Genomic DNA, 6961 nt, shown 5'->3' with positions numbered 1-6961 from the left:
GAAGCGATGTCGATGGGAGATATTCAGCGGCTGCGCAAAAGCCGTGAAGGCATCATTCATATTCGCCCAATGTATCCAGAAATGGCTGCCGCACAGCTGGAGCACCAACGATCAGAACTGCCAGTGCATGAGTTGTTCCGGGCATTCTATCAGCGGCAGACAGGTGGAGCACAGCCGGATGACGGATTAGTGCAGTTGTTTCTGGAACTGGTGGAACAGGATGATGCAAGAGACCACGCTGAGGAGGATGACGCATGAAACCAATCCTTCTAAAACTGGCGGGGTTGCAAAGCTACCGGGAGTCGCAGGAAATTCGTTTTGACGATTTGACCGAAACTGGACTGTTCGGGATATTTGGCCCAACGGGTAGTGGAAAATCAACGCTGCTGGATGCCATTACGTTGGCTATGTACGGTAAAGTGGAGCGGGCAGTGAATGGTACACAAGGCATTATGAATCATGCTGAGGATACATTGTCTGTTGCATTTACGTTTGAATTAATGTCAGCTCAAGGGCCTCGTCGTTACCGTGTAGAACGACGTTTCAAACGTGCTGGAGGCGTATCGGTTAATAATACGCTTAGCCGTTTTATTGCGTTAACAGAGGATGGCGAAGAAGTACTTGCCGATAAGGTGCAGGATGTGACGCGCTGTGTGGAGGAGTATATCGGCCTAAAAATGGACGATTTTACACGAGCTGTCGTATTGCCGCAGGGAAAGTTTGCGGAATTCTTGTCCTTAAAAGGCAGTGAACGCAGACAGATGCTACAGCGTTTGTTCCATCTGGAGAAGTACGGAGATCAACTTGCACAGAAGCTAAGCCGTCGTGTGAAAGATAACGATAGCGCACTGAAAGCGTTAGAGGCGGAGCAGCAAGGGCTGGGGGATGCGAGTGCTGAAGCGCTTGAACATGTAGAGTCGCGTCTCAAAGAGGCGATTGCCAATGCAGAAGCTTCGCGTCGCGAGCTAGAGCGTGTCTCACGTGAATCGGAGGCGCTAAACAAAACCCGTGAGCTGGTCATCGAGCTCAGCCAAAGATCGAACGAGCTGGAGCAGTTGGCAGCACAGGAGCCAGGCATTGCTTTGCTGGAGCGCAAGCTTCGACAAGCAACTGCAGCCGAGGCATTGCTGCCTGCGCTGACGGATTGGAAGGAAGCCATTGCTGAAGCGGAAAAACGGCAAAAGACTGCCGAAGAAATGGAAGTCCTGGCCGCTACCGCGCAGGAGGCTGCGCTTGTGTCTGCGCAAGCAGATGAACAGGCCCGGCAAGCACTCAGTGCCGAAGAACCGAAGCTATTGCTTCGGATCGACCAACTAGAGCAGGCGCTTCAACTGGAGCGTGATACGGAAGCGTTGCGGACCGAACGGGAACGTCTGGCGGCCGAGCTTGTGCAAAGCGAACAAACCCTTGCTGAACATGCAGAAGGACTCGCAAAGGAACAAGAGCTACAGACGCGAGGCTTGAAGCGACAGCAGGAGCTTCAACAAGAGCTAAAGCAAAATGAAGTGCGGGCAGATGAGCGGCGTATGCTGCAAGAGGCCGTGCAACGGTTGCAACAGCTGGAAATCGCGAATGAGCAATTGCGTGAAGCAGAACTGGAGTACGCCACTCAGGAGAAACGGCTTGCGCAAGCTGACGAACGTCTAAAGCTGACGGACCAGGAGACACGGGAGACGGAGGCACGGCGTTCTGCCCTTGCTGCACAGGCAGCTGATGGCATCGAGGCATTGCTGGCGTTGGAGGCAGAGATCACCGCCGATATGTCGTCACTGGCCTCCGAGGAAGAGCAACTGCGCCACGAGCTCCGTGCTGAGGAGCTGGGCCGTCTCGCTCAGCATCTCGCTGCCGAGTTGCGCGAAGGCGAGCCGTGCGCAGTGTGCGGCTCGCTGCATCACCCCGCGCCTGCCGTCGTCGCGGCGCATAGCGCGGATGCCGCTGCGCCAGATGAGCTGCACCGCCTGCGGCTCGGTTTGCAGGAGCTGCGCCTTACACTGCGCCAGCAGTTGCACGAGCAGCGCAGCTTGCTGGCACAGCCCGCCACCGCAGACAGCGGCGCTGCCGCCACGGGCGAGCCTTTCACGCCTGTGGCAGCGCCAGCAGAGCCACGCGGTGCCGCCGCTTGGGCGGAGCGCTGCACGGCGCTGGAGCGTGCTGCGGCAGAACTAGCCGCACGTGCGCATATGCTGCCTACCGAGGCACAGGCGCTGCGCGAGGCAGACGCTGCCGGACAGCAGCGGCGTATCCGTGCTGCCGCCGAGCAGGAGGCAGCTGCCGCAGCGCTGACGCAGGCACGCAGCAAGCGCGAGGCATGCACCACGCGCAGCGAGGGGCTACGCGTCGAATGGGCGGCGCAGCTGCCGGATGTCGCTCCGGGCGAAGCCGCGGAGCGTTACCGCGCCATGCAGGAGCGCGACGGGCGTGCGGAAGAGCTGCGGTCCCGGCTGGAGACGAGTGTGACCTTCCTCGAAGGAAAGGCGGCGCGTGTTCAACAGATACAGCAGAGTATCATCGAGGAGGATAAAATCATTATTGCCCGCCGTACAGGGCTCCAAAGCAAAGATGATTCGCTTCGTGAAAAGCTAGCACAGCTCCGAAAGTGGGTTGGAGATGGCCAAGCGGCTTCATTGCTGGAAGAAGCGACCTCGCGACTGTTGGGACTTAAAAACGGAGCCGAAGCCGCGGCACGCCGCCGTACCGAAGCGGAAGAACGCAAGCAGCAAGCCGTTCATGCTTCACTGATTGCCCGGCAGGCCTCCGACTCGGCAGAAGAAAGACGGCAGATGGCAGAGTCCCGTTGGGGCAGCCGTCTGGAAGCATCCTCCTTCGCTACGGAAGCAGAGGTCATGGAATGCTGCCTGGGACCGGAAGAAGCCGCACGCTATGAGCGTGAAGTGAGTTTGCATCGAGAACGGGAAAAAGAGCTGTCTTCCCGCTTAAAACATGTCAAAGAGCAGCTGAATGGAGCAACGGTATCAGAGGAACAGTGGGAAACGGCCACTGCACAGCTACGTGATTGCCGTGCACGCGATGAAGAGGCGCTTCAGAATCGCGCCAAGGCTGAGCGTGATTTAGAGGACTTGCAGCATCGGCACGTCCGCTGGATGGAGCTGGAGTCCAATCGTATACATTTGCGTAGCGAAGCGGAAAAAATGTCCAAGCTCCAGTCTGTTTTTCGCGGCAATGCCTTTGTTGAATATATTGCCGAGGAGCAGCTCATGCAGGTCAGTCAGTCGGCTTCACGCCGCCTACGTTTTCTGACCAAGCAGCGTTACGCGCTAGAGGTAGATTCCAGCGGTGGATTTGTCATTAGTGACGATGCCAACGGTGGGGTCAAACGTCCGGTATCGACCTTGTCCGGTGGCGAAACGTTCCTGACCTCCTTGTCGCTTGCGCTTGCGCTGTCGGCTCAAATTCAATTGCGGGGCCAATACCCTCTGCAATTTTTCTTTCTGGATGAAGGCTTTGGAACGTTGGACCCTGAGCTGCTTGACACAGTGATCACCTCACTGGAAAAGCTGCACCATGATCAGTTGTCTGTTGGTGTGATTAGTCATGTGCCTGAACTACGGGCCCGTCTTCCGCGCAAGCTAGTTGTTCTGCCAGCAGAGCAGGCTGGAGGCGGCTCACGTGTGGTTATGGAAACTTTTTGAAGCAATGTGATACAGGTCACAGATACAGTTTCAAACTATTGTTATAATACAGCCAAGCCGACAAGTTAATCATACAGCACCCCGGCGGACGTATGCTGCGGAAGAAATCTTCCCATCATACGTCCGTTCAGAGGGGCTCTGCCAAGAGCTCCCGGGGTGCTTCTTTTTTTTGCAAGCCGGAATTCGCCCAATTTGATGTAGCAAATAGCCCGTTTTTGAATAACATACGGTATACATGCAAGAGCCTAGGAGGAAACAACCATGGAAAAAAGCATGACAACCGAAAAAGTTACAGCACCGGAACAGACGGATGCTAAAACACTATGTCAAAAGCATATGCATCGTTATGTATGCGTATGGGTGAAGGACGGGACAATGTATGACGGCATTGTAGAGCATGTGGATGATGAAAAGATATACTTAGCCGTTCCTATGGGTGGAGACGAAATGGAGAATGTCAATGTTAATCTCCCATATCCGCCTAATAATTGTGGCTGCGGCTCCCGTGCTTATGGTGGCTATGCGTCTTATCCTCCGTATCCGTACCCGTACCCGTATCCAGCACCCGCTTATGCATATGGGTTCCCATACGGACGCCGTCGCTTTAATCGTTTGATTCTGCCACTTGCAGCGTTGACAGCGATTAGCTTGCTGCCTTATTACTAATCCTATTTTCTTAGTCGTCAGACATAGTGAATTCCTGCTCTCTCCCGCCTACAGTTCTTGTGCAGTACAAGTGACTTTAAGGCGCATCCATACATTATCACCATGCAAGGCTGCTTCTTCATTATGAAGAAACAGCCTCTTTTTCACGTAAAACATCCCGAATATGATTCAATGATTGAAACTGTATTAGTACAGTTCAATGAAATGAGGTATCCTGTTTATTCATAAACCATGGTAATATCTAGCGTGTAAAGAAACATAAGACGGAATAAGCATGTAATGAAATGAGCATGTAATGAGTATGTAAAGAGCAGGTGGGAGGATATTGTGAAAAAATACGTTTCAATTTTATTGGATATAGAACTTAAAATTCGCGAGGGACAATATAAATCAGGTTACAAGTTGCCGTCGGTCCGTGAGGCTTCTGAATTATACAGGTGCAGCAAAAGCACGATTCTGCGGGCATATGCTGAACTTGAAAAGAAACACGCCATCTATTCCATACCGCAAAGTGGATACTATGTAGTGGAAAATTCGGGCGATTTACACCATAGCCATATTCAAGACTCCGTTGATTTTGCTTCGGCCTCCCCGGATTTGAATGTATTCCCTTATCTGGATTTCCAACATTGTTTGAATCAGGCTATTGACACCTACAAATATCATCTGTTCACTTATGGCGATTCGCAAGGGCTGGAAACACTGCGTCATACGTTGGTTTCCCATTTGGCTGATACTCAGGTGTTTGCAAAAATGGATCGGATTATCGTTACTTCGGGTGTTCAGCAGGCATTGGAGATACTCGCTAAAATGCCGTTTCCCAATGGCAAAGAAAAGGTTTTGGTCGAGCAGCCAAGTTACGATATATATTTGCGTTTTCTGGAGGAAGAGAACATACCCGTCAGTACAATCGTCCGGACAGCGTCAAGTTTTTTTATACCATGTCAAGATATCATAATCCATTAGGAGTCTCTTACAACACAGAGGAGCGAAAAGCGATAGCTGCCTTAGCCGCCAAATATGATGTGTACATCGTAGAAGATGACTATATGGCAGATTTGGGGGCCGATCATCTTTTTGATCCCATTTATGCATACGACCAGACACACCATGTTATTTATTTGAAAAGCTTCTCGAAAATCATTTTCCCCGGCTTGCGATTAGGAGTTGCGGTATTGCCAGAAGTCCTATTGAAGACGTTTAACACTTATAAAAGATATGTCGACACATCTATATTGTCTCAGGCGGCGCTTGATATTTATATTAAAAATGGAATGTATGAACGCCACAAGCACACGATATATAAACTGTATTCGGAGCGCGTTCGTGCTCTTAACAAGGCTGTGGAACGATACAATCAGGCCGGATACGTTCAGACTTCAGCTGTAACTTCAGGAGTTTATATGCAGTTTAAACTGCCTCGGACGGTGAATTTGGAACGCTTGGTACAGTGTCTTTCCGCTAGGAACATCCAGGTTGTAGCTGGCAAAGGATTTTATTTATCAGGCTATAGGGAACAAGAGAAATTTTTGCGCATAAGTATTTCGCGCGCACAGTTGGATCAAATTGATGCAGGGGTGAAAGCTATTATAGAGGAAGTTAGTAAGGGAAACTGGTATTAAGACCCTTTTTCCGTTATGATACATAAAGAAACATAAGTATAACCAAACATGGCTGTATATGTTTCTATTCAGTGTGGGAAATACATAACTTTGAATGCCGAGAGCAAGGGCTGTTTTTGTCTATTTGCTTATGATCGGCTCACTGCCAAAGGAGGGTTTTGAATGGACGATCTGTTTTTGAAAATTGTGGATGGAACCATCCCCAGCAAGAAGGTGTTGGAAACCGACAATGTGCTCGCATTTCATGACATCCAGCCTGCGGCGCCAGTACACGTGCTCATTATTCCAAAAAAATATATTCCTTCGATGAACGCTGTGACAGAGGAGGATCTTCCTCTTATCGCGGAGATTCATCGTGTTGCGGTTGAGGTTGCGAAAAAGTTAGGAATTGCCGAGTCTGGCTATCGGTTGATTAACAACTGTGGCCCAGATAGTGGACAAGCGGTGGGGCATCTGCATTATCACTTACTGGGCGGCGCCAAATTGGGTGCCTTGACAGGTATTTCGGACTCACATTTTTAAAAAATGACAGAGCTTGTCTTTTCAGTAATACGGATGTGAATGGAGAAAAATGGCCCTTTATGTATTCATTTTTTCTTATAGGTTGACACCTGGTTTCCGTTTCACCTATAATAAAATTTGATGAACCGTGTTATTGCTCTTGGACGGTCTGGTCGGAGGGAGGGAAAACTGGTGTCTGAAACTAAAGTTCGCAAAAACGAGACAATTGATGCTGCACTTCGTCGCTTTAAACGTTCCATTGCTAAGGATGGCGTATTGGCTGAGGTGAAGAAACGCAAGCATTATGAAAAGCCAAGCGTAAAGCGCAAGAAAAAGTCCGAGGCTGCTCGTAAGAGAAAGTTCTAGGAGGATCTAAGCAATCATGAATTTGAGCGAACGATTGAACGAAGATATGAAGCAAGCAATGAAGAGTAAGGACAAGTTCAAACTCTCCACCATTCGAATGGTTCGTTCTACGATTAAAAATCTTGAAATAGATTTGAAACGGGATTTGGACGACAA

Annotated in this window: 5 protein-coding genes and 2 pseudogenes; all 7 read left to right on the top strand. The window is 50.3% G+C overall.

Going from position 1 to position 6961, the window contains the following annotated elements; translation table 11 throughout:
• Positions 1-258: pseudogene (locus GRP75_RS16375) on the top strand (exonuclease sbcCD subunit D); the annotation flags it as partial.
• On the top strand, positions 255-3650 hold the full coding sequence (locus GRP75_RS16370) for an AAA family ATPase (RefSeq protein WP_160789821.1): 3396 nt from the start codon (positions 255-257) through the stop codon (positions 3648-3650). The pseudogene GRP75_RS16375 and the gene GRP75_RS16370, both read left to right, overlap by 4 nt.
• Positions 3651-3911: 261 nt before the next feature.
• The gene (locus GRP75_RS16365; protein ID WP_028540454.1) at positions 3912-4316 is read left to right on the top strand and encodes a hypothetical protein; all 405 of its coding nucleotides are present in this window, start codon (positions 3912-3914) and stop codon (positions 4314-4316) included.
• 327 nt (positions 4317-4643) lie between these two features.
• Positions 4644-5938 (top strand): annotated as a pseudogene (locus GRP75_RS16360) (aminotransferase-like domain-containing protein).
• Between the two features lie 162 nt (positions 5939-6100).
• Positions 6101-6460, top strand: coding sequence for a histidine triad nucleotide-binding protein (locus GRP75_RS16355; protein ID WP_053325787.1), 360 nt, complete (start codon positions 6101-6103; stop codon positions 6458-6460).
• A 171-nt stretch (positions 6461-6631) separates the two neighbouring features.
• Positions 6632-6805, top strand: coding sequence for a 30S ribosomal protein S21 (gene rpsU, locus GRP75_RS16350; protein WP_005547957.1), 174 nt, complete (start codon positions 6632-6634; stop codon positions 6803-6805).
• A 16-nt stretch (positions 6806-6821) separates the two neighbouring features.
• Positions 6822-6961 (top strand): GatB/YqeY domain-containing protein (locus GRP75_RS16345; protein ID WP_160789820.1); only part of this gene is annotated, 140 nt, incomplete at its 3' end.

The organism is Paenibacillus sp. OT2-17 (genome assembly GCF_009827695.1).
GTDB lineage: Bacteria > Bacillota > Bacilli > Paenibacillales > Paenibacillaceae > Paenibacillus > Paenibacillus polymyxa_B.
This window is presented reverse-complemented; position numbering and strand designations above follow the sequence as displayed.

What these genes read in the sequence shown, in the direction of transcription:
- GRP75_RS16355 (WP_053325787.1), top strand. Translation starts at nt 6,101, where the DNA reads ATGGACGATCTGTTTTTGAAAATTGTGGATGGAACCATCCCCAGCAAG.
- GRP75_RS16365 (WP_028540454.1), top strand. Translation starts at nt 3,912, where the DNA reads ATGGAAAAAAGCATGACAACCGAAAAAGTTACAGCACCGGAACAGACG.
- GRP75_RS16370 (WP_160789821.1), top strand. Translation starts at nt 255, where the DNA reads ATGAAACCAATCCTTCTAAAACTGGCGGGGTTGCAAAGCTACCGGGAG.